This window comes from Mycolicibacterium sarraceniae (assembly GCF_010731875.1).
In the GTDB taxonomy this organism is placed as follows: domain Bacteria; phylum Actinomycetota; class Actinomycetes; order Mycobacteriales; family Mycobacteriaceae; genus Mycobacterium; species Mycobacterium sarraceniae.
In genome coordinates, this window is record NZ_AP022595.1 from 2276062 (window position 1) to 2301830 (window position 25769).

The 25769-nt window shown below is 66.1% G+C and carries 27 protein-coding genes and 7 pseudogenes; 21 read left to right on the top strand and 13 right to left on the bottom strand.

The window, feature by feature from the left end:
* The first annotated feature begins 249 nt into the window (after window positions 1–249).
* From G6N13_RS11370 to G6N13_RS11380, 3 genes are read left to right on the top strand one after another with little or no spacing between them, the layout of a single operon-like run.
* Window positions 250–2361 (top strand): heavy metal translocating P-type ATPase, encoded by a 2112-nt coding sequence (locus G6N13_RS11370; protein WP_163697100.1) that lies wholly within the window; start codon window positions 250–252, stop codon window positions 2359–2361.
* A gap of 53 nt (window positions 2362–2414) precedes the next feature.
* Window positions 2415–3278, top strand: a complete 864-nt coding sequence (locus G6N13_RS11375; RefSeq protein ID WP_163697103.1) for an oxygenase MpaB family protein — start codon at window positions 2415–2417, stop codon at window positions 3276–3278.
* A complete protein-coding gene (locus G6N13_RS11380) occupies window positions 3271–3858 on the top strand; it encodes a TetR/AcrR family transcriptional regulator (protein ID WP_163697105.1) in 588 nt (195 codons plus the stop codon). The genes G6N13_RS11375 and G6N13_RS11380 overlap by 8 nt, the downstream gene beginning before the upstream one ends.
* Here G6N13_RS11380 and G6N13_RS11385 read toward each other — a convergent pair.
* Together G6N13_RS11385 and G6N13_RS11390 are read right to left on the bottom strand one after the other, a co-directional pair.
* Window positions 3855–4031, bottom strand: a complete 177-nt coding sequence (locus G6N13_RS11385) for a hypothetical protein (RefSeq protein ID WP_163697107.1) — start codon at window positions 4029–4031, stop codon at window positions 3855–3857. The genes G6N13_RS11380 and G6N13_RS11385 overlap by 4 nt on opposite strands.
* Window positions 4032–4126: 95 nt before the next feature.
* A pseudogene (locus G6N13_RS11390) lies at window positions 4127–4396 on the bottom strand (QcrA and Rieske domain-containing protein); the annotation flags it as partial.
* A 109-nt stretch (window positions 4397–4505) separates the two neighbouring features.
* Here G6N13_RS11390 and G6N13_RS11395 point away from each other — a divergent pair.
* The 8 genes and pseudogenes from G6N13_RS11395 to G6N13_RS11430 all read left to right on the top strand — a co-directional run.
* Window positions 4506–4709 (top strand): hypothetical protein, encoded by a 204-nt coding sequence (locus G6N13_RS11395; protein WP_235678002.1) that lies wholly within the window; start codon window positions 4506–4508, stop codon window positions 4707–4709.
* Between the two features lie 225 nt (window positions 4710–4934).
* The gene (gene hemL, locus G6N13_RS11400) at window positions 4935–6251 is read left to right on the top strand and encodes a glutamate-1-semialdehyde 2,1-aminomutase (RefSeq protein ID WP_163697109.1); all 1317 of its coding nucleotides are present in this window, start codon (window positions 4935–4937) and stop codon (window positions 6249–6251) included.
* Window positions 6248–6856: a histidine phosphatase family protein gene (locus tag G6N13_RS11405; RefSeq protein WP_163697111.1), complete on the top strand. Its 609-nt coding sequence runs from the start codon at window positions 6248–6250 to the stop codon at window positions 6854–6856. Before hemL ends, G6N13_RS11405 begins: the two co-directional genes overlap by 4 nt.
* On the top strand, window positions 6853–7449 hold the full coding sequence (locus G6N13_RS11410) for a TlpA disulfide reductase family protein (protein ID WP_163697113.1): 597 nt from the start codon (window positions 6853–6855) through the stop codon (window positions 7447–7449). Before G6N13_RS11405 ends, G6N13_RS11410 begins: the two co-directional genes overlap by 4 nt.
* On the top strand, window positions 7446–8225 hold the full coding sequence (locus tag G6N13_RS11415; protein ID WP_163697115.1) for a cytochrome c biogenesis CcdA family protein: 780 nt from the start codon (window positions 7446–7448) through the stop codon (window positions 8223–8225). Before G6N13_RS11410 ends, G6N13_RS11415 begins: the two co-directional genes overlap by 4 nt.
* 47 nt (window positions 8226–8272) lie before the next feature.
* A complete protein-coding gene (gene resB, locus G6N13_RS11420; protein WP_163702007.1) occupies window positions 8273–9802 on the top strand; it encodes a cytochrome c biogenesis protein ResB in 1530 nt (509 codons plus the stop codon).
* 31 nt (window positions 9803–9833) lie between these two features.
* Entirely contained in the window at window positions 9834–10808 is a 975-nt protein-coding gene (gene ccsB / locus G6N13_RS11425; protein WP_163697118.1) for a c-type cytochrome biogenesis protein CcsB, read from the top strand.
* Window positions 10809–10891: 83 nt separating this feature from the next.
* Window positions 10892–11744: pseudogene (locus G6N13_RS11430) on the top strand (MinD/ParA family ATP-binding protein); the annotation flags it as partial.
* Here the strand turns inward: G6N13_RS11430 and G6N13_RS24110 are convergent.
* Window positions 11741–11902, bottom strand: a complete 162-nt coding sequence (locus G6N13_RS24110; protein ID WP_170310447.1) for a hypothetical protein — start codon at window positions 11900–11902, stop codon at window positions 11741–11743. The pseudogene G6N13_RS11430 and the gene G6N13_RS24110 sit on opposite strands and share 4 nt — an antisense overlap.
* Window positions 11903–11949: 47 nt before the next feature.
* On the opposite strand from G6N13_RS24110, the gene G6N13_RS11435 reads away from it, so the two are divergent.
* A complete protein-coding gene (locus G6N13_RS11435) occupies window positions 11950–12276 on the top strand; it encodes a DUF4229 domain-containing protein (protein ID WP_163697120.1) in 327 nt (108 codons plus the stop codon).
* On the opposite strand, the gene G6N13_RS11440 is transcribed toward G6N13_RS11435, so the two are convergent.
* A complete protein-coding gene (locus G6N13_RS11440) occupies window positions 12273–13142 on the bottom strand; it encodes a 1,4-dihydroxy-2-naphthoate polyprenyltransferase (RefSeq protein ID WP_163697122.1) in 870 nt (289 codons plus the stop codon). The two genes, G6N13_RS11435 and G6N13_RS11440, sit on opposite strands and share 4 nt — an antisense overlap.
* 383 nt (window positions 13143–13525) lie before the next feature.
* Between G6N13_RS11440 and G6N13_RS11445 the strand changes: the two genes are divergently transcribed.
* The 5 genes from G6N13_RS11445 to G6N13_RS11465 all read left to right on the top strand — a co-directional run bounded on the left by G6N13_RS11445 (window position 13526) and on the right by G6N13_RS11465 (window position 17138).
* A complete protein-coding gene (locus tag G6N13_RS11445; RefSeq protein ID WP_163697124.1) occupies window positions 13526–13954 on the top strand; it encodes a hypothetical protein in 429 nt (142 codons plus the stop codon).
* A gap of 8 nt (window positions 13955–13962) precedes the next feature.
* Window positions 13963–14550: a MarR family winged helix-turn-helix transcriptional regulator gene (locus G6N13_RS11450; protein ID WP_163697126.1), complete on the top strand. Its 588-nt coding sequence runs from the start codon at window positions 13963–13965 to the stop codon at window positions 14548–14550.
* A gap of 266 nt (window positions 14551–14816) precedes the next feature.
* Window positions 14817–15404 carry a peroxiredoxin gene (locus G6N13_RS11455; protein WP_163702009.1) on the top strand — a complete coding sequence of 196 codons (588 nt, stop codon included), beginning with the start codon at window positions 14817–14819 and terminating at the stop codon, window positions 15402–15404.
* 2 nt (window positions 15405–15406) lie between these two features.
* Window positions 15407–15940 (top strand): alkyl hydroperoxide reductase AhpD, encoded by a 534-nt coding sequence (gene ahpD, locus G6N13_RS11460; protein ID WP_163697128.1) that lies wholly within the window; start codon window positions 15407–15409, stop codon window positions 15938–15940.
* A 73-nt stretch (window positions 15941–16013) separates the two neighbouring features.
* Complete coding sequence (locus tag G6N13_RS11465) at window positions 16014–17138, top strand: NAD(P)H-dependent flavin oxidoreductase (protein WP_163697130.1); 1125 nt, start codon at window positions 16014–16016, stop codon at window positions 17136–17138.
* 1 nt (window position 17139) lies between these two features.
* On the opposite strand, the gene G6N13_RS11470 is transcribed toward G6N13_RS11465, so the two are convergent.
* Window positions 17140–17760, bottom strand: a complete 621-nt coding sequence (locus G6N13_RS11470; RefSeq protein WP_163697132.1) for a TIGR03085 family metal-binding protein — start codon at window positions 17758–17760, stop codon at window positions 17140–17142.
* Window positions 17751–18481: pseudogene (locus G6N13_RS11475) on the bottom strand (sensor histidine kinase); the annotation flags it as partial. The gene G6N13_RS11470 and the pseudogene G6N13_RS11475, both read right to left, overlap by 10 nt.
* A gap of 12 nt (window positions 18482–18493) precedes the next feature.
* Between G6N13_RS11475 and G6N13_RS11480 the strand changes: the two are divergent.
* A pseudogene (locus G6N13_RS11480) lies at window positions 18494–18853 on the top strand (molybdopterin-dependent oxidoreductase); the annotation flags it as partial.
* A gap of 389 nt (window positions 18854–19242) precedes the next feature.
* Here G6N13_RS11480 and G6N13_RS25070 read toward each other — a convergent pair.
* The 5 genes and pseudogenes from G6N13_RS25070 to G6N13_RS11510 all read right to left on the bottom strand — a co-directional run.
* Window positions 19243–19425 (bottom strand): annotated as a pseudogene (locus tag G6N13_RS25070) (hypothetical protein); the annotation flags it as partial.
* Window positions 19426–19595: 170 nt separating this feature from the next.
* Window positions 19596–19997 (bottom strand): TIGR03668 family PPOX class F420-dependent oxidoreductase, encoded by a 402-nt coding sequence (locus G6N13_RS11495; protein ID WP_163697136.1) that lies wholly within the window; start codon window positions 19995–19997, stop codon window positions 19596–19598.
* On the bottom strand, window positions 19994–20866 hold the full coding sequence (locus G6N13_RS11500; protein ID WP_163697138.1) for an alpha/beta fold hydrolase: 873 nt from the start codon (window positions 20864–20866) through the stop codon (window positions 19994–19996). The genes G6N13_RS11495 and G6N13_RS11500 overlap by 4 nt, the downstream gene beginning before the upstream one ends.
* Window positions 20867–20906: 40 nt before the next feature.
* Window positions 20907–22034, bottom strand: coding sequence for an o-succinylbenzoate--CoA ligase (gene menE / locus G6N13_RS11505; RefSeq protein WP_407663924.1), 1128 nt, complete (start codon window positions 22032–22034; stop codon window positions 20907–20909).
* Window positions 22035–22102: 68 nt separating this feature from the next.
* The gene (locus G6N13_RS11510; protein ID WP_163697140.1) at window positions 22103–22405 is read right to left on the bottom strand and encodes a DUF3349 domain-containing protein; all 303 of its coding nucleotides are present in this window, start codon (window positions 22403–22405) and stop codon (window positions 22103–22105) included.
* 230 nt (window positions 22406–22635) lie between these two features.
* Between G6N13_RS11510 and G6N13_RS11515 the strand changes: the two are divergent.
* The 3 genes and pseudogenes from G6N13_RS11515 (at window position 22636) to G6N13_RS11525 (ending at window position 24511) form a co-directional block, all read left to right on the top strand.
* A pseudogene (locus G6N13_RS11515) lies at window positions 22636–23884 on the top strand (anion permease).
* Between the two features lie 29 nt (window positions 23885–23913).
* Entirely contained in the window at window positions 23914–24195 is a 282-nt protein-coding gene (locus G6N13_RS11520; protein WP_163697143.1) for a hypothetical protein, read from the top strand.
* Window positions 24196–24202: 7 nt separating this feature from the next.
* Entirely contained in the window at window positions 24203–24511 is a 309-nt protein-coding gene (locus G6N13_RS11525) for a DUF3349 domain-containing protein (RefSeq protein WP_163697145.1), read from the top strand.
* Here the strand turns inward: G6N13_RS11525 and G6N13_RS11530 are convergent.
* Entirely contained in the window at window positions 24508–24894 is a 387-nt protein-coding gene (locus tag G6N13_RS11530; protein WP_163697148.1) for a VOC family protein, read from the bottom strand. The genes G6N13_RS11525 and G6N13_RS11530 overlap by 4 nt on opposite strands.
* Before the next feature lie 15 nt (window positions 24895–24909).
* A pseudogene (locus G6N13_RS11535) lies at window positions 24910–25708 on the bottom strand (SDR family oxidoreductase).
* Between the last annotated feature and the right edge of the window lie 61 nt (window positions 25709–25769).

A 25769-nucleotide genomic window follows, 5' to 3' on the forward strand; every position in this document is an offset into this window, starting at 1 on the left:
AGCGGGCGCGGTCGGCGAAGAAGATGGAGTAGTTGCCTACGCATGCTGTTTGGCCCCTCATGCCGGAGAGTTGGGTGCGGTGGCGGCTTGCTGGCGGTCCATGCTGGTCTGCCCGGTGTGGCGGGCTTCGTCGCCACTGCTAATCCGCCGGAATCCGAGAATCCGGAGCCGCCCGAGCAGGAACTCCGGGTGGTGTTGTGGCGAGCCGGTAGGCCCGGACTTGATACCCCCTAGGGGTATGATGGGCGTATGACCACGACCGACCTCCAGTTGAGCGGCATGAGCTGCGCGTCCTGCGCGGCGCGTATCGAGCGCGGCCTCAACGACCTGGACGGTGTGCATGCCACGGTGAACTTCGCCGTCGAGCGCGCCCACGTCGAACACGGGCCGCAGGTCTCCGAGCACGATCTGATCCACGCGGTCGAATCATCGGGGTATCAGGCATCGGTGGTCGACCACTCCGGCCACGGTCATGACCACATGAACCACGACGTGCCGACCGAGCAGCTGCGCCCCCGGCTGATCGGGTCGGCAGTGCTGGCGGTGCCGGTGGTGGCCCTGTCGATGGTGATGCCGTGGCAGTTCCCCGGTTGGCTGTGGCTGGTACTCGCGCTGACGACGCCGATCGTCTTCTGGGGCGGTTATCCGTTCCACAAGGCCGCACTGAACAGCGCGCGACACGGCTCGTCGACGATGGACACGCTGGTGTCGATCGGCACGCTGGCCGCCTACCTGTGGTCGCTGTACGCGGTGCTGACCGGGGCGGCCGGCCACGGCCACGGTCACGTGTACTTCGAGGTCGCCGCGGCGGTGACGGTCTTCCTGCTCGCCGGCCGGTATGCTGAGGCCAAAGCCAAGCGGTCGGCGGGGGCTGCGCTTCGCGCGCTGTTATCGCTGGGCGCCAAGGATGCCACGGTGGTGCGCGATGACGCCGAGGTGCGAATCCCCTTGGGTGAGTTACGAGTTGGCGACGTGATCGTGGTACGGCCCGGTGAGCGAGTGGCCACCGACGGCATCGTGGTGGACGGCGCCTCGGCGCTGGACACTTCGGCGATGACGGGCGAGTCCGTGCCCGTGGACGTGCGCGCCGGTGCCGAGGTGCTGGGCGGTGCGGTGAATACCTACGGTCGAATCCTGGTGCGCGCCAGCCGGGTTGGTGCTGATACTCAGTTGTCCCGGATGGCTCAGATGGTCACGGACGCTCAAAGCGGCAAGGCCTCGATCCAGCGGTTGGCCGACCGGGTGTCGGGGATTTTCGTCCCGGTGGTGCTGGTGATCGCGGTGCTGACGCTGGTTGTCTGGCTGCTCGCGGGCGGGCCTGTCACGGCGGCGTTCACCGCCGCGGTGGCCGTGCTGATCATCGCCTGCCCGTGCGCGCTGGGCTTGGCGACCCCGACCGCGATCCTGGTCGGCACCGGTCGCGGTGCCGCGCTAGGCGTGCTGATCAAGGACCCGCAGGTGCTCGAGACCGTCACCGGTATCGACGCCGTCGTCCTGGACAAGACCGGCACCGTCACCACCGGCACGATGACGGTGGCCGCCGTCGAAACCGAGCCCGGCGCCGACGCGGACACCGTGTTGGCCTGGGCTGCTGCGGTCGAGTCCGCCTCCGAACATCCGGTGGCGGCCGCGATCGTGGCCGCCGCCCGCGACCGAGGTCTACCGATCCCCGCGGTGAGCGACTTCGTCAACGATCCCGGGACTGGGGTCAGTGGCGTCGTGGAGGGGGCGACGGTCCAGGTGGCCCGCGCCTCCGACGACGACGGCCGCACCAGCGTGGCCGTCACACGGGACGGGGCGCGGCGCGGGGTGATCCGGCTGGTCGACGCGGTCAAGCCGACCAGCGCCGAGGCCATCGCCGAGCTGAAGCGGATGGGCATCACCCCGTTGCTGCTCACTGGTGACAACCCGGCGGTTGCCGCGCGGGTGGCCGCCGAGGTCGGCATCGCCGCCGAGAACGTCATCGCGGGTGTGCTGCCGTCGGAAAAGGCCGACGCGATCAATCGGCTAAAGGCACAGGGCCGCAAGGTCGCAATGGTCGGCGACGGGGTGAACGACTCCGTGGCGCTGGCCACCGCCGATGTCGGGATGGCGATGGGCACCGGCACCGACGCCGCGATCGAGGCCGGTGACATCACATTGGTGCGCGGTGACCTGCGGACCGTCCCGACCGCGCTGCGGCTGGCGTCGCGCACGCTGCGGATCGTCAAGCAGAACCTGTTCTGGGCGTTCGGCTACAACGCGGCGGCGATCCCGCTGGCCGCACTGGGCCTGCTGAATCCGATGATCGCCGGTGCCGCGATGGCGTTCTCCTCGGTGCTGGTGGTGACCAACAGCCTGCGCCTCAAGCGCTTCAGGTGACGCTGGTCACGAACTGACTGGTACAAAGTCCAAAATCTGTAACACTGTCCCACATGACGGATCTTGTCGAACCCCAGTCCGCCACCGACGCCCTGCCACTGGGCCCGCAGTCACTGGTATGGCGTTACTTCGGTGACAACCGGATGTTCCTCATCGGACCGCGACCGGCCGTCCTGCAGAACATGCTCGCCGAGTTGGGGCAGGGCGTGCTGGACCACTCGGTGTTCTTCGCCGACACCGCGGCCCGGGTCAAGCGGTCGCTGCCGCCGATCTTCATGACCGTCTACGGCACCGAAGGCGACAACACCGGCGCCCGCGTCCGCGACTTCCACCACAACATCAAGGGCGATATGCCCGATGGCAGTCGCTACCATGCGCTGGATCCCGAGACCTACTACTGGGCACACGCCACCTTCTTCGACCAGGCGCTGTACTTCGCCGATACCTTCGTCAAGCGCCTCTCGCGCGACGAGAAAGAGCAGATGTACCTGGAGTCCAAGACCTGGTATCGCCGCTACGGCGTCAGCGATCGCCCGATGCCGGCTGACTACGCGGAGTTTGAGCGCTACTGGGACCGGATGATCAACGAGGTGGTCGTGCCGCATTCCACCGCCAAGTACGGCGTCGGCTACGTCACCAAGGGATTCCCGCGGCCCAAGGGCGTCCACCCGGTGGTGTGGCGGTTGGTGGCTCCGGTGTTCAATCCTGTTGCCGCGTTCCTGACCACCGGCGGGATGCCGCCGCGCACCCGGGAGTTGCTCGGCCTGCCCTGGAGTGAGCGCAAGGAGCGCAATTACCAGCGCTTTGCGGCCTTGTGGCGCTCGCGTCCGGTCAACTGGCTGTGGGATCGTCTACCGATGAACGTCCGTTACAACGGCTATGCCCGAGCGGGTTTCGCGCGGGCAGGGCATGCCTGACCCAGCGACCGAAGCGATCCTCGACGCCGCGCTCGTCGAGTTCGATCAGCATGGCATCCGCCGGGTCGCCCTTGACGACGTCGCCCGTCGCGCCGGGGTGAGCCGGACGACGATCTATCGCCGCTTCGCCAACAAGAACGATCTGGTGTCCGCCGTGGTGGACCGGGAGAACGCCCAACTCTTCGCCGATATCGCCGAAGAGCTCAAAACCAAACGACCGCAGTCGAATTACTATGTCGAGGCCTTCACCCAGGCGATCCTGTGCAGTCGCAGGCACCGGGTTCTCAACCGGATGGTGCACGACGAGCCCGCACTGACGCTGGAGTTGGCCCGCCGCCATTACGCGGCCGCGGTACACCGGATCGAGGCCGCGTTGCAGGTGATTTTCCCGCCCGGCTTCGCCGAGCTGATCGGACCCCTGGCCGTTCATGAGCTGGCCGACAGTATCTGGCGCTACGCGATGATGGTGACCCTGCTGCCTAGCTCGGATCCGGTCGAAACTGCTGACGAGATAAGGGCCTTCGCTAACAAGCACTTCCTGCCGAGCCTGCCCGAAGTGTTGCGGGCAGTGCCGGTCTAGTCGTTGCTGGTGCAGTCCGGATCTACGTAGGCGGTGGGCATCGACTGGTGCACTCCGGTGACGGTGCATTGCGACAGTCCGCCGCTGAGCTGGCCGTTGAGCTGAACTTCGTAGCCCGGGCTTTGCAATTGGCTGATGATGTCGGGGGCCGAGCTGGTTCCTGACGAGGACACGCTGTGCGCGACACTGATGAGTGCTGCTCCAATTATGTTGCTGTACATACCTTTAGATATGCAAGCAGGTTACAGTCTACGCACCCGCGCCGAAATCACGTTGACTCAGGAGCCAGGACTTCCACAACCCCGTTTTTCTCGCGAACCTCAAAGTGCGGCAATGGCTTCGGCGCGATCGGTAGAGCATGGGTGACGACCATGCCGGCGGGGGAAAACGACGTCGAGTGGCACGGGCAGCGCAGGCGGTCGACGCTCTGGTCGAACCACGACTTGCAGCCCTGGTGGGTGCAGATGCCCGACACCGCCTCCACGGTGCCATTGGCCCGGCGGACGAACCCGTTGACCGAGCCAAGATCGAAGGCGTGGCTGGTTGACGGCTCGCACCAGCGGACAGCAACAGAAAGTGCCGGTGATCACCGTCGACGTGGGCGACTCCCAGTACCTGGTGTCCACGCGCGTGGTGAATCGCAGTGGGTGAGGAACGTCCGGGCCAATCCGGTGGTGATCCTGGACACGAAGGTGGGTGCGGTTCGGTCTACCGCCGCTGAAGTGCCGGTGGCCGACCGTGAGCCGGTGTTGGAGGCCTACCGCGTCAAGGCGGGCAGGACCGTCAACGGCTACTTCGCCAAGCTGCCCGACCCCGCCGGCCACCCGGTCTTCCGACTCGACCCGGTGTGAACTGGGCTCTTCTACCGAGATTGAAACCACGCAGAGGTGCACTCGAACCTTCTCGGCGTGAGTTCAATCTCGAGGAGGTACCGTCCGCTCGCCAGCCATTTGTCGCTCGGAGGTGGGCACACAGGAGGTACCTCGGGCGAGGTACGCCTGTGGCCGGTTTTGTGATCACTCCAACTCCTACACCCTGTAGTTGAGCATTCCTGGATGCCTGGGACACTGGTGGCCATGAGCAGCACGGATCAGGCCGCCTCTACCGCGGCATCGGCCAGGCTGTTCGCCGACGCCTGTGCAGTCATCCCCGGCGGAGTGAACTCCCCGGTCCGGGCCTTCAACTCCGTCGGCGGAACGCCCCGCTACATCACCTCGGCCAAGGGCTACTGGCTCATCGACGCCGACGACAACCGCTTCATCGACCTGGTGTGCTCGTGGGGCCCGATGATCCTGGGCCACGCGCATCCGGCTGTCGTCGAGGCGGTGCAGCGCGCCGCCGTCAATGGCCTGTCGTTCGGCGCCCCCACGCCAGGGGAGACCGAGCTGGCTGCCGAGATCATCGCCCGGGTCAAGCCGGTGCAGCGGGTGCGGCTGGTCAACTCCGGCACCGAGGCCACCATGAGCGCGGTCCGGTTGGCCCGCGGTTTCACCGGCCGCTCGAAGGTCATCAAGTTCTCCGGCTGCTACCACGGCCACGTCGACGCACTGCTGGCCGACGCCGGCTCCGGCGTCGCCACCCTGGGGCTGCCGTCCTCACCGGGGGTGACCGGCGCCACCGCTGCCGACACGATCGTGTTGCCCTACAACGATATCGCCGCCGTTGAAGACTCCTTCGCCAAGTTCGGTGGCACCATTGCCGCGGTGATCACCGAGGCATGCCCGGGCAATATGGGCGCGGTCCCGCCGCTACCTGGATACAACGCCGCGCTGCGGCGCATCACTGCCGAACACGGCGCGCTGTTGATCGTCGACGAGGTGATGACCGGCTTCCGGATGAGCCGAAGTGGTTGGTATGGAATCGATCCCGTCGATGCCGACCTGTTCACGTTCGGCAAGGTGATGAGCGGCGGCCTGCCCGCCGCGGCGTTCGGTGGCCGCACCGATGTGATGGAGCGCCTGGCTCCGCTGGGCCCGGTCTATCAAGCCGGCACCCTGTCGGGCAACCCGGTGGCGGTGGCGGCCGGACTGGCCACCCTGCGCAACGCCGACGATGCGGTGTACGCCGCACTGGACGCCAACGCCGACCGACTGGCGGGGCTGTTGACCGATGCGCTCACCAAAGTCGGTGTAGCCCATCAGGTTCCGCGGGCAGGCAACTTCTTATCGGTGTTCTTCACCGATAAGCCGGTCACCAACTTCGCCGAGGCGAAAGCCAGTGAGACCTGGCGGTTCCCGGCATTCTTCCACGCACTGCTCGACGCCGGCGTCTACGCACCGCCAAGTGCCTTCGAAACCTGGTTCGTCTCAGCCGCACTCGACGATGACGCCTTCAACCGGATCGCCGAGGCCCTGCCGGCTGCGGCCCGAGCTGCAGCGAAAGCCACGACATGACTGATCGCACAATCGTCCACGTGATGCGCCACGGCGAGGTGCACAATCCGGACGGCATTCTCTACGGCCGCCTGCCGGATTTCCATCTCTCCGAGCGCGGCCGCGCCCAGGCCCAGGCGGTCGCCAGCTGGCTGGCCGCCCGCGACATCGTCTACGTGGTGGCCTCGCCGCTGGAGCGGGCTCAGGAGACCGCCGCTCCGATCGCCGCTCATCACGGCCTGGCCGTCGACACCGACGCCGAGCTCATCGAGTCGGAGAACGTCTTTCAGGGTGAGCGGGTTTCGCCGGGGGACGGTGCGCTACGCGACCCCCGCAACTGGTGGCACGTGCGTAACCCCCGCACCCCTTCGTGGGGTGAGCCGTACCGCGAGGTCGCCGCGCGCATGCAGCGCGCACTGGGGCGGGCGCGGGTCATGGGGGCCGGCCACGAGGCGGTCTGCGTCAGCCATCAGCTGCCCGTCGAAACCCTGCGCAGGTCGATGACCGGTGCAAAACTGCACCACTTTCCGACCCGTCGGCTGTGCAACCTGGCATCGCTGACCTCGTTCTACTACGACGGGGATGACTACATCGGCTGGGGATACACGGAGCTAGCCGGGCGGTGAAACGGCTGGTGGTCCTCCTGGTGGCGGTGACGGTGTTGGCCGGCTGCTCCACCGGCGACGACGCCGTCGCTCAGGGTGGCACATTCGAGTTCGTCGCTCCCGGCGGTAAGACCGATATCTTCTACGACCCGCCGGCCAGCCGCGGCAAGCCGGGTCCGATATCCGGTCCTGAACTGATGGACCCGTCGAAGACGGTGTCGCTGAAGGATTTCGACGGTCAGGTCGTGGTGATCAATGTTTGGGGACAGTGGTGCGGGCCCTGCCGCTCCGAGATCACCCAGCTGGAGAAGGTCTACGACCAGACCCGCAACCTGGGGGTGGCGCTCCTCGGGATCGACGTGCGGGACAACGACATCACTGCGCCCCAGGACTTCGTCACCGACCGCAAGGTCACGTTTCCGTCGATCTACGACCCGGCGATGCGCACCATGATCGCCTTCGGCGGCAAGTACCCCGCGACGGTGATCCCGTCGACCGTCGTGCTCGACCGGGAACACCGGGTGGCCGCGGTATTCCTGCGTGAGCTGCTGGCCGAGGACCTGTTGCCGGTGGTGCAGCGGTTGGCGGCCGAGCCGAAACCGGCTGCACCATGACCGGTTTCGCGCAGACAGCGGCTGCGGGTCCGCTGCTGCTGGCACTGGGGATTTGTGTGCTGGCCGGACTGGTGTCGTTCGCGTCGCCCTGCGTAGTGCCCCTGGTGCCCGGCTACCTGTCGTATCTCGCCGCGGTCGTCGGGGTGGACGATCTCGACGCGCGCACCGGCCGGGTTGCGATCAAGGCGCAGCGTTGGCGGGTGGCCGGGTCAGCGCTGCTGTTCGTCGCTGGATTCACCGTGGTGTTCGTGCTCGGCACCGTGGCGGTGCTGGGCATGACGACCGCGCTGATCACCAATCAGCTTGTGTTGCAACGGGTCGGCGGTGTGCTGACGATCGTTATGGGGTTGGTGTTCATCGGTTTCATCCCGGCGCTGCAGCGCCAGGCTCGGTTCGCGCCGACGCGCCTGGCTGGTGTGGCGGGAGCTCCGCTGCTCGGCGCGGTGTTCGGGCTGGGCTGGACGCCGTGCCTCGGCCCGACATTGACCGGGGTGATCACCGTCGCGTCGGCCACCGACGGCGCCAGCGTCGCGCGCGGCGTGGCACTGGTCATCGCCTACTGCTTGGGTCTCGGCATCCCGTTCATACTGTTGGCGCTGGGATCGGGCTGGGCGGTCGACGGATTCGGCTGGCTGCGCCGCCACACCCGGATCATTCAGATCGTCGGCGGTGTGCTGTTGATCGCCGTCGGCCTGGCGCTGGTGACCGGCGCATGGAATGACTTCATCTCCTGGGTGCGCGATGCCTTCGTCTCCGACGTGAGGCTCCCGATTTGAGATCCGTCCTGCGCTTGATCCGCACGCTCTGGCGGGCGCTGACGTCGATGGGCACCGCGCTGGTGCTGTTGTTCCTGCTGGCACTGGCTGCGGTACCGGGTGCCCTGGTGCCCCAGCGCAGCCTCAACGCCGCCAAAGTCGACGAATATCTCGCCGAGCACACCATCATCGGGCCGTGGCTGGACCGGCTGCAGTTCTTCGACGTGTTCTCCAGCTTCTGGTTCACCGCCATCTATGTGCTGTTGTTCATCTCGTTGGTCGGCTGCCTGACCCCGCGGATGGTCGAGCACGCCAAGAGCCTGCGCGCGGTGCCGGTGCCGGCCCCGCGCAACCTGTCCCGGCTGCCCAAGTACGCCACCGTCCAGGTCTCGTCGACCCCGGAGCACGTCGCGGCCAAGATCTCCCAACATCTCAAGGGCTGGCGACGCGTCACCCGCCAGAGCGACGAGGGCATCGAGATCGCCGCCGAGAAGGGCTACCTGCGCGAGTTCGGCAATATCGTCTTCCACTTCTCTCTGCTAGGCCTGCTCGTGGCGATCGCGGTCGGGAAGCTCTTCGGCTACGAAGGCAATGTCATCGTCGTCGCCAACGGTGGCCCCGGGTTCTGCTCGGCATCACCTGCTGCCTTCGATTCCTTCCGGGCCGGCAACAGCGTCGACGGCACATCGCTGTATCCGATGTGTCTGAAGGTCAATGACTTTCAGGCCCACTATCTGCCCAGCGGGCAGGCTCTGTCGTTCGCCTCGAACATCGAGTATCAGGCCGGTTCCGATCTGAAGACCGACACCTGGCGGCTCTACCGCCTGGAGGTCAACCATCCGCTGCGGATCGGCGGCGACCGCGTGTACATGCAGGGCCACGGCTACGCCCCGACGTTCACCGTCACCTTCCCCAACGGTCAGCAGCGCACGCAGACCCTGCAATGGCGGCCCGACGACCCGATCACCCTGCTGTCCTCGGGCGTGATTCGCGTCGACCCGCCCGGCGGCATGTATCCCGATCCCTCCGAGCGGCGCAAGCATCAGCTGGCGATCATGGGCTTGTTCGCCCCCACCGCCGAGCTCGACGGCACCCTGTTGTCGTCGAGCTTCCCGGCGGCCAACGATCCCGCGGTGGCCATCGACATCTACCGCGGTGACACCGGGCTGGACACCGGCCGTCCCCAGTCTCTGTTCAGCCTCGATCCGCGGCTCATCGAACAGAAGCGGCTCACCAAGGTCAAACGCACCAACCTGAAACAGGGCCAAGAGGTACGGCTGGACGACGGCACCGTCGTGCGGTTCGACGGTGCAACCCCGTTCGTCAACCTGCAGGTCTCCCACGATCCCGGTCAGGTGTGGGTGCTGATGTTCGCCCTATCGATGATGGGCGGGCTGGTGGTTTCGCTGATCGTGCGCCGGCGCCGGGTATGGGCCAAGATTTACCCGACCGAGGGGCAGGCCGGTACGGTCAATGTCGAGCTGGGCGGTCTGGCCCGCACCGATAACTCCGGGTGGGGCGGCGAGTTCGAGAAGCTCACCGAACGGATGTTGGCGGACCTCCCAGAGCCGTCACAGGAGAAGGTCGCAGGCGTATGAAGGTCCAGCGAGAAGCGGAGCGGGATCGCGGATGAATGCTGAGCACATCGACATCGGGCTGGCCCGCTATTCGGACTGGGCGTTCACGTCGTCGATCGTCATTCTCGTCGGCGCACTGCTGTTGCTGGCCGTCGAACTCGCCTATAGCCGCGGCCGCAAGGTCGAGGCCCGTGAGCTGGTGGCCGCCGGAGTGGCCGCCGATAGCGACCGCCCCGGCGTCGTTGTCGACAAGCCGCGACGGTCGGCCGACGAGCGCGTCGGCAAGGCCGGCCTGGCGCTGGTCTACGTCGGCATCGCGATGTTGTTCGCCTGCATCGTGTTGCGGGGTCTGGCGACCTCCCGCGTGCCGTGGGGCAACATGTACGAGTTCATCAACCTGACCAGCTTCTGTGGTCTGATCGCGGCCGCGATCGTGCTGCGCAAGCCGCAGTACCGCGCGCTGTGGGCGTTCGTGCTGCTGCCCGTGCTGATCCTGCTGGCCGTCTCTGGGAAATGGCTGTACTCCAACGCGGCCCCGGTGATGCCTGCGCTGCAGTCTTATTGGCTGCCCATTCACGTGTCGGTGGTCAGCCTGGGCTCCGGTGTGTTTCTGGTCGCCGGGGTGGCCAGCATCTTGTTCCTGCTGAAGATGTCACCGCTGGCCGCACCGGATCGGGAGGGTGCGCTCGCTCGGATCGTGCAGCGGTTGCCCGACGCGCAGACCCTCGACCGGATCGCTTACCGCACCACGATTTTCGCGTTCCCGATCTTCGGTTTCGGTGTGATCTTCGGCGCTATCTGGGCCGAGGAGGCGTGGGGCCGCTACTGGGGCTGGGACCCCAAGGAGACGGTCGCCTTCATCGCGTGGGTGGTGTACGCCGCCTATCTCCATGCCCGCTCGACGGCAGGCTGGCGGGATAAGAAGGCGGCCTGGATCAACGTCGTCGGCTTCGTCGCGATGGTCTTCAACTTGTTCTTCATCAACCTGGTCGTGACCGGTCTGCACTCCTACGCTGGGGTTGGCTGATCTGACCTTGCGCTAGGGTCGGCAGCACACCACGAGAAACCACTCGACCCGAAACGATCTGTCAGGGGGAAGTGTCCGTGTCCTCGGGCAAGCTGATCAACCTCGGTGAGGGGCCGGCCGCCACCCGTCGGAACACCCTCGCCGCACAGGTGAACCGGCCGCTGTCGGGGTGCTACAAGGTCGCTGGTGCTGTCGCTGAAGGGCGGGGTCGGTAAGACGACGATCGCCGCGACCCTGGGCGGCACGTTCGCGACGATCCGGGGCGACCGGGTGGTGGCGGTGGACGCCAGCCCCGACAGCGGGACGCTGAGCCAAAAGGTGCCGCTGGAGACGCCGGCCACGGTCCGGCACCTGTTGCGCGACATCGACGGCTTCGAGCGCTACAGCGATGTACGCGGCTACACCTCACAGGGGCCCAGTCGGCTCGAGGTGCTGGCCTCCGAGAACGACCCCACGATGTCGGAGGCGTTCAGCGGCGACGACTATGACCGCACGGTGGCGGTGCTCGAGCGGTTCTACAGCCTGGTGGTCACCGATTGTGGGCCAGGGCTTCTACACTCGGCGATGGCGTCGGTGCTCAGACAGGCCGACACCCTCATCGTGGTGAGTTCGGGGTCGGTGGACGGTGCCCGCAGCGCGTCGGCGACCCTGGACTGGCTGGATGCGCACGGCCATGAGGATCGGGTGCGGCGCTCGGTATGTGTGATCAACGGGGTGCGTCCGAGCACCGGCAAGGTCGATATGCAGAAGGTGGTCGACCACTTCTCCCGGCGTTGCCGCGCGGTGTGTGTCGTACCGTTCGATCCACATCTGGAGGAGGGCGCTGAGATCGATCTCGATCGGTTGAAGCCGAAGACGCGGGAGGCTCTGGTCGGATTGGCCGCGGTGGTCGCCGACGGATTCCCGGCCGGCGACGCGGTCGAGCGATTCGGCTAGCGCGGGTTGTTGTCTCCGTTGCTGAGCCGCCACAGGAAGTCCGGATCGTCGTCGGGGCCCACGACTCTGGTCTTCGTCCGGTTTGACTGAGCGCGAATCGCACGCAATCCGACGTAGACAGCGGCGGCGATGATCAGGACTAAAAGCAGGTACAGCACGGAAACCTCCTTTGTCCGAATATACGCGCGTCGGTAGGCTCGTCGCCGTGTCGGACAATTCGGACAACCAGACCCCTGGCGCGGGTGGCCGCTTGGTGCGCGACGTCGTCATTTACACGTTCGCGCGGATCGCTGTGGTGGTCGCATTGACCGCGGTGATCTACTACGTCGCCAAGCTGATCGGCATCAGCGAGTTCCCTCTCATCGTGGCGCTGTTGTTTGCCATCGTGATCGCGTTGCCGCTGGGGATCTGGATCCTCGCTCCGCTGCGTAAGCGCGCGACGGCGAGCATCGCGTTGGTCGACGAGCGCCGGCGGCGGGAGCGCGAGCAGCTGCAGGCCCGGCTGCGCGGCGGGCCCAAGAAAACGGACTAACCGAGGCCTAAGGCCAGCGCGACCGCGACGGACCAGACCAGCATGGTCAGGCCGGTATCGCGCAGGACCGGGATGAGGTCACGGCCGCCGAGGCCGCGGCGCACCGGGCCGACCGCCCGCAGTGCCAGTGGGGTCGCGACCAATCCGGCTGCGCACCACGGGGTGGCCAGCATGAGCACCAGCGTCAGCACCCCGGCCAGCGCCAGCAGCGACTGGTAGAACACCCGGGTACGGCCGTCGCCGAGGCGCACTGCCAGGGTCAGCTTGCCCGCCACCCGATCGGTCGGGATATCGCGCAGGTTGTTGGCGACGAGCACCGCCGAGGAGAGCGCGCCCGTCGCGACGGCCATGGTCAGGCCGACCCAGTCCACCCGCAGCGCCTGGGTGTACTGCGTGCCCAGCACCGCGACGAGCCCGAAAAACACGAACACCGCGATCTCGCCGAAGCCGGCATAGCCGTATGGCCGCGAGCCGCCGGTGTACAGCCATGCCCCGGCGATACAGGCCGCTCCGACGGCGATCAGCCACGGGGCGCTGACGATGGCCAGTGCCAGGCCCGCGACGGCGCCCACCCCGAGGCTGACGATCGCGGCGGTCAGCACTGCGCGCGGTGTCGCCAGCTTGGAGCCGACCAGCCGCAGCGGCCCGGCGCGTTCGTCATCGGTGCCGCGAATGCCGTCCGAATAGTCGTTGGCGAAGTTGACGCCGATGATCAGCGCGAGTGAAACGGTAAGTGCTAGCAGCGACTTCCACCACACGGCGCCGTGCAGCCAGGCGGCCGCACCCGTGCCCGCGATCACCGGCGCCACCGCGTTGGGCAGGGTTCTGGGCCGGGCTCCTTCGATCCATTGCGCGATGCTCGTCATGCTCGCAATCGTCGCACGCACCGACCGAGGTGACCCCCGGGGTTCACCGCCGAATGCCATCGGAAGTTTGCTGCACCCGCTTGTTACCGCCGCGTCACCTGTAGCTGGCGGGTTCAGTCAGTGGTGCGTTCCACTGTTGCGACAGGGGTAGCGCTGGTAGGAGCCAGTGCAATTGCCTTGTCCCCGATTCAGCCAGTCGGTTTGGTCGCTTTGCCATTGTCGGGAGTCAACGCCCCCGCCCTCGTTTCGAACATCGCGGTCGAGCTCGCCGCGCAGCCCAACCCCATTGAAGCCTGAATGGATGTCTTCACCAGGGCGGTGACAGCGCCCAGGTCATCGTAGATTCGTTCGGCGCCGGCGATTACGGCACTGCCGTCACGGCATTGATCAATCTCCCGGCGACCATCACGGGAGCGCTCATCAACGGCTACACGCCGCCCGGTGGTTCGATCATGCCCGGACTCCTGACCCCGCCGGACGAGAACGGCTTCAACGCAGGGATCTACTACACGCTGTTCGTGACTATTCCGAAGGCGATCGCCACGGCGATCACCCCTCCGGCAGCGCCTGCTGCGCCGCGGACTGCGAAGGCTGCCAGCAGTGCCGTCGCCACCGACGAGGCCGACGCCACCGACTCGACCGGCATCACCTCCGGGTCGCCGTCGGCCGGTAACAGCTCGCGGCCGAGCGGCAAGTCGGGTGCCAAGGTGACCAACAATGCCAAGCGGCCAGCGGGCGCCAAGGAGTCGACCGGCGCCAAGAGCGCCCGGGCCAACGCGGGCGCGGGCCGCAGCGGGAGCTCAACCAAGTAGACCCTCCGATGCATCATGACGATGCGGATAGCGGGTCCTCTGCCCAATGGGCAGAGGATCCGCTGTCGCGGAATGGGTGGGAACGCAAGGCGGCTGACGGTCGCCGGTCTGCGTATCAGCGGTATCTCAGCCTCGGCTTCGACGAGCTGGAAGCCAATGCGTGGTTGCATTTCGAACAGGTGTCCGCGGTGCGCGCCGTTGTGAATCGCGGTCTGCTGCGACACCACAAACTGAGTTTGGCGGCTCTTCAGCTGCTGGCGCACCTGAAGAGCAACGGCCCCAGCCAGATGGGTGCGCTCGCCGAATTGCTGATGGTCACCCCCAGTGCGTTGACCCAGCAGATCCAACGTCTCGAGGGGCGCCGGCTGGTGCGTCGCGATGCCAGCAGTGACGACGGACGACGGGTGCTGGCAACTATCACCACTGAGGGCATCGGATTGACCACGGCATCGTTGGAAACCTATGCCCGGTTGGTGCGCACCTATTTTCTCGATGAACTGAGCAGGCGACAGACGATTGCCCTTGGGGACGGATGCCGACGGATCAGCGTCAGATTGAAGGCGGCCGATCCGACCCCTGACCTGCCGGAGAGCTAGCGCGATCAGGGCAGCCGATCGCCCCATACGGCGCGAGCCGAGTGTGCCGATCACCATCGGATGTGTCGGCTACCACGAGGTGGCTTTCCGCCCGCGCCAGCCACATCGGTAAATACGTGTGCCGCGTGGGTATTTGAAGTCCGTGAGGGCGGTCTGCGAAACTGGTGACAATGGTCACCTTCGGGCGCGGGGGCCTTACCTACCTGCGCCCCTCCTGGCATAATCTGGAATTGTTCCAGTTTAGACCTCGAGGAGTGGTGACAATCATGGCGCTATTGACAATCGGCGATCAGTTCCCGGCCTACGACCTGAAGGCAGTCGTCGGCGGCGACCTGTCCAAGGTTGACGCCAAGCAGCCCGACGACTACTTCATCCAGGTGACGAGCTCGGACAGCCCTGGTAAGTGGCGCATTATCTTCTTCTGGCCCAAGGACTTCACGTTTGTGTGCCCGACCGAGATCGCGGCTTTCGGCAAGCTGAACGACGAGTTCGAGGACCGCGACGCGCAGGTTCTCGGGGTGTCGGTGGACAACGAGTTCGTCCACTTCCAATGGCGCGCGCAGCACGAGGATCTCAAGAAGCTGCCGTTCCCGATGGTGGCGGACCTCAAGCGCGAGCTCTGCTCGGCGACCGGCGTGCTCAACGCCGACGGCGTCGCGGATCGCGCGACCTTCATCGTCGACCCCAACAACGAGATTCAATTCGTGTCGGTGACCGCCGGCTCGGTCGGCCGCAACGTCGATGAGGTGTTGCGCGTGCTCGACGCACTGCAGTCCGACGAGCTGTGCGCGTGCAACTGGAAGAAGGGTGACCCGACGATCGACGCCGGCGAGCTACTGGCCGAGGCGGTCTGAGCATGAGCATCGACGCCGTTAAAGAGGCAATGCCGGAGTACGCCAAGGATCTCAAGCTCAATCTCGGAAGCATTGTCCGGTCGACCGAGCTGACCGAACAGCAGTTGTGGGGCGCTCTGGTGGCCACTGCCGCGGCGAGCAAGTCCGAACAGCTGCTGCGCGAGGTCACCGAGGACGCCTTGGATGTATTGAGCGAGGAGGCGTACCACGCCGCGCTCGGTGCCGCCGCCATCATGGGGATGAACAACGTGTTCTACCGCACCAAGCATCAGCTCGACGGCCGCTACGACGATCTGCGGGCCGGGCTACGGATGAACATCATCGCCAATCCTGGTGTGGACAAAGCGGATTTCGAGCTGTGGTCGCTGGCGGTGTCGGCGATCAACGGATGTGATCAGTGTCTGGCGGCACACGAGAAGGAGCTTCGCGACGCCGACGTGTCCCGGACGGTGATCTTCGAAGCCATCCGGCTCGCGTCGATCGTGTCCGGCGTCGCGCAGGCGCTTCTCACAACGCAGGCGCTGGCCACCGCCTGACCAAAACGGATGCTCGGCACTCTTCCCAACCCGCTAGTTGGTTGGGGAGGGTGCCGAGCGCATACTGGGCATCGTGAAGACCGAGATCTGCGACCAGTTCGGCATCGAGTTCCCCCTGTTCGCCTTCAGTCACTGCCGCGATGTCGTCGCGGCGGTGACGAACGCCGGCGGGTTCGGCGTGCTGGGCGGCACCGCGTTCCGTCCGGATCAACTCGACCAGGAGCTGAGCTGGATCGACGAACAGGTCAAGGGCAAGCCCTATGGCGTCGACATCATCGTGCCCGCCAAGTTCGAGGGCAAGGGTGAGAACCTGTCGTTCGATCAGCTCACCGAACGCATCCCTGAGGACGTCCGCAATTTCATCGACGAACTGCTGGCTGAACACGACATCGACATCAGCGACCAGCCGCGGGTAGCCGCGTCATCGCTGAGTGGGAACACCGGCGCCAGTCTGCTCGAAGTCGCATTGAATCATCCGATCAAGTTGATGGCCAATGCACTTGGCGTACCGCCGGACTACATGATCGAGGCCGGCAAGCAAACCGGCATTCCGGTTGCCGCACTCGTCGGCGCGAAGGAACACGCCATCAAACAGGTGAACGCGGGCGTGGACCTCATCGTCGCGCAAGGCACCGAGGCCGGCGGCCACTGCGGTGAGGTGACCACCCTGGTGCTCATCCCCGAGGTCATCGAGGCCATCAAACCGATCCGGGAAGTGCCTGTGCTGGCGGCCGGCGGCATTGTGACCGGGCGGCAGATGGCCGCCTCGGTGGCCCTCGGTGCCGCGGGAGCGTGGACGGGTTCGGTGTGGCTGACCACCGAGGAGGCCGAGACCGCTCCGCACACCGTGCAAAAGTTCCTGGCGGCGTCATCCCGAGACACGGTCCGCTCGGCCGGGCGTACCGGAAAGCCGTCCCGGCAACTGGTTTCGGACTGGACCGACGCCTGGGCGCCGCACGAGGGCGGTCGCCAACCGTTGCCATTGCCGTTGCAAAACATGATCGCCGAGCCGGTGCTGCGCCGAATCGACAAGCTGGCCGAGGGTGGCCATCCGGGAGCTCAGGCGCTGGCGACATACTTCGTCGGTCAGGGGGTGGGCCTGATGAACAAGGTCAAGCCAGCCCGTGAGGTGGTGCTGGAGTTCATCGAGGATTACCTCGCCGCGGCCGAGCGGCTGAGCAGCTCACTCGGCGACTGATCTACAGACCCTTCGGGGCACTCTGTACCGCCTGCACGGCCTCAGGATCACCGGTGTAGTCGACGCGAGCCAGCCGTCCGGTCGAGAACAGCAATAACTCCTCAGGCGCACCGGTCACCGTTACCGCCGGTCCGTGGCCGGCGATCAGCACCGTTTCGCCGTCTGGGGTGCGCAACTGTACCCGGGCGGGCATCTTCGACAGGGTGAGCCGGGCCATCATCGACAGGGTGCGGCGCAGCCTGCCGACCAGATCTGAGTCCAGCGTCCGTGGTTCCCAGTCCGGCTGGGCGCGGCGAATGTCCTCGTGATGGATGAACATCTCGGCGACGTTGGCTACCGAGTCGATGAGTTTGAGCGGCGAATACAGCGGCGGGCCTGCGGCCACCTTGTTCACCAGGTCGTCCCATTCGGTGTGTTCGGCCACCTCGTCTTGGACGCGGGCGGTGTGGGGCGCGAACCGGGGGATGAGGATGCCTGGCGCGGCGTCGACGCGATATTCGCGAACCATCAAGTGTGCGGCGAGGTCTCGGGCGTCCCAGCCCTCGCACAACGTCGGTGCGTCGGGTCCGACCTCGCGCAGGGCGGTGATCAGGGCGGCGCGTTCGCGCTGGGCTACGGACATGTCGATCTCCCTCTTCCGCCGACGAAGACTGCCGACGTGTCCAGGCTACCGACCGACCACTCGGCCAGCGGCAGCCGTACCTCGAATCGAGCCCCGGCGGCGGTGTTGAGAGCCGACAGCGTTCCGCGGTGCGCCTGCACCAGCCCGGCCGCGATCGCCAGCCTCAGGCCAGAACCGCTTGGCAGCGATGAATCATCCCGCGGGACAAGACTATTCGAGCCGCCGTAGGCGATGTCTAAGACGCGCGGTAGATCACCTCGTCGAGTGTCACCTTGTCGTATGGCGCACGCACGGCACCCGCGTCGATGTTCGACATCTCGAACAGGTCATCGACCATTTCGGAGAGTCGGATTGGTTCGTGCTCAATGTGTTTCGCTTGTATTCGGATCTCGTCACCCCTGACCAGCCCATCGACGATGGCCTCGGACAATGCCTGGATGCCCGCCAGGGGGGTGCGAAGGTTATGGCTGACGAACGCAACCGGCTGTCGTCGGGACTCTTCGGCCATCCGCTCAGACTCCCGAATCTCCCTTTCCCATACCGTCCGTCGTGCTTGGTGGCGCGCCAACATCACCGCTGCCGGCAGCGTCACGATCGCCACGATGACCAACACGAGGGCGGTCGACGCGAACGTGCTGGTGATCATGAAGCCGCTGGTGCCCAGCACTCCGGTCAGTGTGGCCAGGGTCGGGATCAACACCAGCACCGCCATCGTGACGGCTCGATCCTCAAGACGTTCACGCTCGGCGAGCTCGCGGCAATGCGGCAAACCACCTACCGGCTACCCATTGCGTGTGTCGAGGGTTGGAGCGTCACCGCTGGTTGGACCGGTGTTGTGCTGGCTGATCTGCTCGGGGAGGTTGGCGGTGCGCGCGAGTCCGACGTGCAGATAATCTCACTGGAGCCGCCGGGGCCGTACTCCTGGACGGTGTTGCCGGCGCGCCACGCTCGCGATTCGCAGATGCTGATCGTACTCACACTCAATGGTCAAACCCTGGATAGCGATCACGGCTACCCAGGTAGGCTGGTCGCGCCGACGAGACCCGGTGTGCTGCAGACCAAATGGTTGTCCAGAATCGAGGTGGTGGCGTGACGTCGACCAGAGTGTTTCTGGTTGCTCTGGGGCTGGCGCTGGGCGCCTACGGTGTCGTGCTGGTGGCGGACAACTCCTCGCAGGTCATCGTCCGCATCGTGGTCTGGGCGTTGATCGGGGTGCTGCTGCACGATGCGGTGTTCGCGCCGGTGTGCGTCGCCCTCGGTTTCGCCGCACGGCGGATCCTTCCGCACAGGTGGTGGACGCCGGTGCTGGTGGCCGCGCTGATGACGGTAGTCCTGGTGCTGCTCGCCATTCCCGTGTACGACAAGCCTGGAGTGCGCCTGGACAACCTCAGTGTGCTCGACCGCAACTATGAAGCGGGTTTCTGGATCGCCCTCGGGGTGGTGTGGGGTTCCGCGCTGCTCTATCTGGTCGGTGACCGGGTGTTACCAGTTGGTCAAGATGAAGTCGTTGAGCGCCAGAGCGCCGATGACGTTCAGGGCCAGCCACCAACGCTGGGCCCGGATGGGCAGCAGAGCGCCGGCGGCGGTGAGCCACACCTCGAACGGTAACCAGATACGTTCGGTTGCGGCCTTCGACAACATCGACAGGTCGGCGAAGGCAATCGCACACCACCGCCAGTGCGCCCAGCGCCGCGGGAACCAGTGCGGCCGCCGCACAGATCAACGCTGCCGCTGCGAGGATGGCGATCAGCGCCAGGCCGTAGGCGAGGGCGCCGACGGTGGCCGCGATCGCCTCCCTGCGACCGACGCTTACAAGCTTCCAGCGTCCGGTGTGTTCAGCCGCCCCAGGACGACCACTGCCCGACTTCCACCGCGATCACCGGGCCGTCCAGCGCAACATATTGGTATTGAGGATATTTCGCGTGTAGCAGCTCGTATCCGCGGTCACACGCCGGACCGCTGTGATGGATCGTCGCGATCCCGTCAGCCCGCACCCACCACAGTTGCGACCAGTCGTCGTCGTAGTGGTCGACCAGGATGCTCACCCCGGGGTTGGCTTCGATATTGGCCAGGCGCCGCAGCCGTTGGCTGCTTTTCGGCTTACCGTCCACAGCGGTGTACACGGTCGATTCCGCTACCGCGAACACGATCGGCACCAGGTGCGGGGGGCCGTCGGGAGTAACCGTGGCCAGTCTGGCGACCTTGGCGGCCGCGAAGCGGTCGGCGGGACTGGTCACGCCTGAGTGGCGGGCTGCTCGATATCGGCGCCGGTGGTGGTGCTGATGAAATCGTCGATCAGGTCGACCACCTCGATGGGCCGCTCAACCTGCGGGAAGTGCCCGACTCCGGTGAGCACTTCGAGCCGGACATCGGGGCGCGCCTCGTAGGCGGCGTAGGCGTGTTCGACCGGGATGATGGCGTCCTGATCGCCCCAGATGACCATGACCGGCACATTGGCGACGTTGAGTCGATTCAATGCGCTGACGGCCTGTCCGCGATAGTCGACCACCGAGCGCAGTGTGCGGATGAACGCCTGCCGGGTCTCGGCATCGGCGAAGGAACTGTACGCATTCCAGATCTCCCCGCCACGCGGCGACGAGATGCCCAGCTTGCCGAACAAGGAACGCACCTTCTCGCCGGCGCTGACCACCGGCGGAGGGGCGATGATCGGCATGATCAGCTCGGCGCCGGGCGCCGACAGCAGCCGAAGCGTCCAGCCGACGTCCGGGCCTAGCCCGCCGCTGTTCATCAGAATCAGCCGCCGGCAGTAGTCGGGATGCTGGTAGACGAATTGCATCGCGATGCCGCCGCCCAGGGACTGCCCCACGACAGTGGCATGGGTGACCCCGAGTTCGTCGAGGAGATCCCGCAACGACACCGCGAACGCACCCAGCGAGTAGTCGCTGCGCGGTTTGGCCGAGCTGCCGTGACCGAGCAGGTCGGGGGCGATCACCCGGTACTTGCGTGCCAGCGGGCGCACGATCGAACGCCACGTCTGCGAACTGCCGGCCATGCCGTGTAGCAGCAGAATCACTTCGTCGCCGTGGCCTTCGTCCAGGTAGGCCACCCGGTTGCCGTGGAAGTCGAGAAACTTGAGCTCTTCCATAATCTTCCTGTCCCCGTTAGTTGGGTGTGCCAACCATTGTTCACCAGCCGGAGCCGCCGGGGAGGTCACCGCCATTAGCGAATCGCTCGCGCAGCGCACGGCGGTCCAGTTTGCCGATGCCGCGGCGGGGCAGCTCATCGACTATGTGCAGCTCACGGGGGGTGGCCGTCGGGTCCAAGGACTGTGTCAGAAACTCCCGGATATCGGCGAGTGTCGGTTCGGCCATACCGCCGACGAGGACCACTGCGGCGGCCACTCGCTCGCCGAGCCGATCGTCCTGGAGACCGAACACCGCGCAGTCGGCGATCGCGGGATGCCGTGACAGCACCGTTTCCACCGGCGCGGGCATCACCGTCAGCCCGCCGGTGGAGATCGCTTCGTCCGCCCGGCCCAGCATCCTCAGCGTGCCCGCCTCGTCGACGGTGCCGAGATCGTCGGTGTGAAACCAGCCGGGTTCGGCGAACGGATCCGGCTCGGACGGGTTGCGGTAGCCCAGCGCCAGCGTCGGCCCGCCGATCACGATGCGCCCCTCGCCCGCCTCGGTGCTGTCGTCGAGCCGGATCGTGACGCCGTCGAGCGGCACACCGTCGTAGACGCACCCGCCGGCTGTCTCACTGGAGCCGTAGGTGCGCACCACCGCGATCCCCGCGGCGGCCGCTCCCTCCAGCACGGGTCGGGGAGCGGGGCCACCACCCAACAGAACCGCGTCGAGTTCGGCCAGTGCCGCGGCGGCCTCGGGGTCGAGCAGGGCCTTGGCGAGTTGAGTGGCGACCAGCGAGGTGTAGCGGCGGCCGGACCCGAGTTGTGCTATGGCCATTGGCAATTCGCTGGTATCGAAGCCGGCGGAGATATCCAGCTCTACCGGTACCGTGCCTGCTTGCAAGCTGCGCACGAGTACCTGGATGCCGGCGATGTGGTGGCTCGGCAGGGCCAGTAGCCACGTGCCCGGGCCGCCGAGGCGGTCGTGGGTGGCCGCCGCGCTGGCGATCAGCGCCGCGGGCGTGAGCATCGCCCCTTTGGGAGTGCCGGTGGTGCCCGATGTCGGTACCACCAGGGCGACGTCGTCGTCGATCTCCTCACCAACGCGCAACGAGGTTGTCAGCATCTCGCTTTCCCGCAAGTCGCCGCCGGGGATGGGAACCAGGGGTGCGTCGCGTCCATCGAGCACGCCAGCCATGGCGGCCATCAGAGACTGCGCTGACGGGCCGGACGGGATGGCGAGAGCTCGCAGCGTGGTTATTCGACGTCCTCACTGTCTCGCGGATCATCCAGCGGCCAGCCGAACGCGGCGAGCTTGTCATGAACCCGGTCGATGTCCTCGGGGGTGGGCAACGCATCGGTGATCTCGGTGACCAATACCCCGATATCCACGTGGTCGAACGCGCCGCGCTCGAGTAGGCCCTGGGCGACGACGATCACCTCGTCCTCGCTGAGCCGCCTGCGGAGCAGGGCGAATAGTGGCACCTGGTCGGGGTCTGGAACCCCGTCCGGGTAGCCGGTTTTGATCCAGGCCACGATCTTGGTGAGAAATTTGGTCACCGCGGCATCTCCCTGGCGGGGGCGTTTGGACGCCCAGTGGAATTTACGAATCCTAAACGGCGCACACTCGCCGCGCCTCTACCCTGTACCTCAGATCGACCGGCCGACGCGAACCAGGGACGGCCGTTAGGTTAACGGTCGATGAACAGCTGCGGGACGTTCGCAAATATGCAGTTCGGGGACTATTGGCCGCTGGTCAAAGGGCCCCATCAACCATCACAATCTGATGTATGAGCACGGAGATGATCATCCTGGTGTTGCTGATCGCCACCGCACTGGCTTTCGACTTCACCAATGGATTCCACGACACCGGCAATGCCATGGCGACATCGATCGCCACGGGCGCGCTGAAGCCCAAGACTGCCGTGCTGCTGGCCGGCATCCTCAACTTGGTTGGCGCGTTCCTCTCGGTCGAGGTCGCTGTCACCGTGACGACGTCGGTCCTTAAGGTGCAGGACAGTAAGACCGGCCATCTGCTGCCAGGGATCGACGCGTCAACGGGGTTGACGATTATCTTCGCCGGCCTGATCGGCGGCATCCTGTGGAACCTGCTGACCTGGTTGTTCGGCATTCCGTCCAGCTCCTCGCATGCCCTGTTCGGCGGCCTGATCGGCGCCGGCCTGGCCGCGCTGGGCACCAGCGGCGTCAACTGGACCGGCGTCACCCAGAAGGTGCTGATGCCGGCCGTTGCCGCGCCCGTGATCGCCGGCCTCGTGGCCGCGTGCGGCACCTGGCTGGTGTACCGGATCACCCGCAAGGTGCTGGCCCGCCGCCGTGAAGAAGGATTCCGCTGGGGTCAGATCGCCACCGCCTCTCTCGTGGCGCTCTCGCACGGAACCAACGACGCGCAGAAGACCATGGGTGTCATTGCACTCGCCCTGATCACCACCGGGCATCTCACCGGCGACGTGAAGAAGGACGGCCTGCCGTTCTGGGTCATCCTCAGCTGCGCGCTGGCGATCGGGCTTGGTACCTACATCGGCGGCTGGCGTGTCATCCGCACGCTGGGCAAGGGCCTCGTCGAGATCGAGTCGCCTCAGGGCCTGGCCGCCGAAGCTTCTTCTGCCGCAATCATTCTGAGCTCAAGCGCCGCCGGTATGGCACTGTCGACCACCCACGTCGCCACCGGGTCGATCCTCGGCAGCGGCGTTGGCAAGCCCGGTGCCGAGGTGCGCTGGGCAGTCGCCGGCCGCATGGCGGTGGCCTGGCTGGTCACCCTGCCGGCCGCGGCTCTGGTCGGCGCGTTGTCCTACTGGCTGTCCGACATCGTCAAGGGCGTCACCAACTCCCAGCTGATGGGCGATGGTCTGATCTTCATCGTCCTGGTCGGCTTGTCCGGCTTCATGTGGTGGCGCGCCCAGCAAGCAGAAGGTGGACTCCTCGAACGTCAACGCCGATTGGGATTCCTCGACCAACTCCGTGGTGCCCGCAGAGGTTCGCGCGGCCACCAAGTCGGCCGAGCCCTCCGCCACGGTCTGATCCCCCGCTACAAGCAAAAGGACACGTAGATGCATTACTTCGAAGCCCTCGCGAAAGTGCTGGTGGTCGGGCTGGTTCTCGGTGCTGGCCTGCCGGCGATCTTCGCGAGCGGAATGGTGGCCTACTCCTTCGGTGCCGGCGGTGAGGAAGCCGATGGCGTAGTGCACAAGGGCAACCCGGCGCTGAAGTACCTGGGTATTGCGCTCTTCCTCTTCGTCACGCTGGTGATCCTGACGGCCGTCGCCTGGATCACCAGGACGACGATCATCCACCACTTCGGTATCGACCTCTTCCCGGGCATCTCTAAGTAAGGTTGAGATGACTGCCGAACAGCCCCGCGCCTTTCTCGAGAACGTGCTCAGTTGGTTGCACAAGGGTTATCCAGAAGGTGTTCCGCCCAAGGATTACTACCCGCTGCTGGCCCTGCTGAAGAGGTCGCTTTCGGACGATGAGATCGTCCAGACAGCCCAATCAATTCTGCGGGTAGCCGATTTCGACGCACCGGTGACCGAAGACCAGATCCGTGACGCGGTCCGCGAGGTCATCGCCACGGAGCCCAATCCCGAAGAGCTGCACCAGGTTGCGGGTCGGCTGGCCGGGGTGGGCTGGCCGCTCGAAACGCACTAGCAGCGGGAGTCGCGGCGCAGCGGGTGATCCTCGGGGACCTCGACGAAGATCAGCGTCATCCCGTCGGGATCGCTGACGTGCATCTCGTGCAGGCCCCACGGTTCGCGGCGGGCCGCCCTGGCGATATCCACGCCGCGGCCGTGTAAATCCTGTTGGGTCGCGTAGAGATCGCGGACCTGCAGCCAGAGCGATACCGGAAACGGAGCGCCGGGATGTTCGGGTGTGCCGTGGCCGGCGAGCTCGAGCAGCGTCTGGCCGGCGTAGAACACCGTGCCGCCGCTGTATTCACGGGCGATGGCCAGGCCGAGGGCGTCTCGGTAGAAGGCCACCGAGCGTGCGTAATCCGCTGGCCGGACCAACATCCGGCTCGCAAGGATCTCCATGTCGTTGTGTTTACCTCAGTTGGGCTGCAGGCGCTGACGCTTCATCACTCGGCTGATGACACCGGGGGCCACCACGTCCAGCGCGCGCGGTGACGGCGATACGGGGCGCGATTCGCACAGGGCGGTGCCGGGCGGCGTCGATCATCCACTGCCCGGCTTCCTCGGGGGCCAGGGCGGCCAGGCCGTCGTAGGCCTTGGTCGGCGCGATCATCGGCGTGGCCACCAGCGGGTAGTACAGCGTCGTGGAATGCACACCGTGGCCGGACCATTCGGTTTCGATGACCCGGCTGACCGCGCTGAGAGCAGACTTCGATGCGTTGTAGACGCCGAACAGCGGGGAGGCTTCGCTGAATACACCCCAGGTCGCGACATTGATGATGTGGCCGTCGCCGCGCTCGATCATGGCGGGCGCCAGCCCCCGGATGAGCCGCAGCGGCGAGAAGTAGTTCAGCGTCATCGTGCGCTCGACGTCATGCCAGCGGTCCAGCGATTCGGCCAGGGGTCGACGGATCGACCGGCCCGCGTTGTTCACCAAGATGTCGACCTCGCCGACGTCATTGGCCAGGGCGTCGACGGCGTCTAGATCCGCCAGATCGCATGCGATCGCGGTCGCTGATCCGCCCGCGGCGGTGATGCGGTCCACGACCTCACCGAGCAGGTCGGCCCGCCGCGCGACGATGACCACATCGCACCCCTGCGCGGCGAACAACTCGGAACCGGCCGCGCCGATACCCGAGGACGCGCCGGTCACCAGCACGCGCTTGCCGCGCAGGTCGATGTTGATACCGGTCGGCAGGCTCAGCGGCGGGCGCATCCCGGTCAGGGCGATGGCATCGGTCAGTCTGCGGCGCAGGGGATTCACGGTTGCTGAGTCT